This window comes from Neisseria maigaei, from assembly GCF_958267405.1.
Taxonomy (GTDB): Bacteria; Pseudomonadota; Gammaproteobacteria; order Burkholderiales; family Neisseriaceae; genus Neisseria; species Neisseria bergeri.
The window spans coordinates 1-361 of the sequence record NZ_CATQFT010000034.1; the positions used below are offsets into that span (position 1 = coordinate 1).

At 25.8% G+C, this 361-nt stretch carries 1 protein-coding gene; it reads right to left on the reverse strand.

Annotated elements, in window-relative coordinates:
- The coding region (locus Q3O06_RS05510; RefSeq protein WP_301818023.1) for a hypothetical protein at positions 1-361 on the reverse strand (361 nt) is incomplete at both ends.

Consider the following 361-nt stretch of genomic DNA (forward strand, 5'->3'; position numbering starts at 1 on the left):
TATTTTCACAATATTATATTTAATATTATTATCGATAGCTTCCTTAAAAATTAGTATACTATTTTCAATTATCTTCTTCTCTAATTCAAACTCAAATAAATCGTTGCAATCGTATTCATAGCTATAATTTGAAAATGTATTTTCACGTAATTTCCATAAAAATGAAACACGATTTTTATTATTAAAATAATACATTTGATAATCATCAAATGAATCCCCAAGCCCTACAATATATTCACTAGTGGTCTCATCATTGATTAGATAATAAAATTTCCTATTGGTATTGGAATTAATAATATCTTCCGGTAATCTAATTTGATTCGATAAACATCGCTCAAGGCGGGCTATAAATACGGGAATA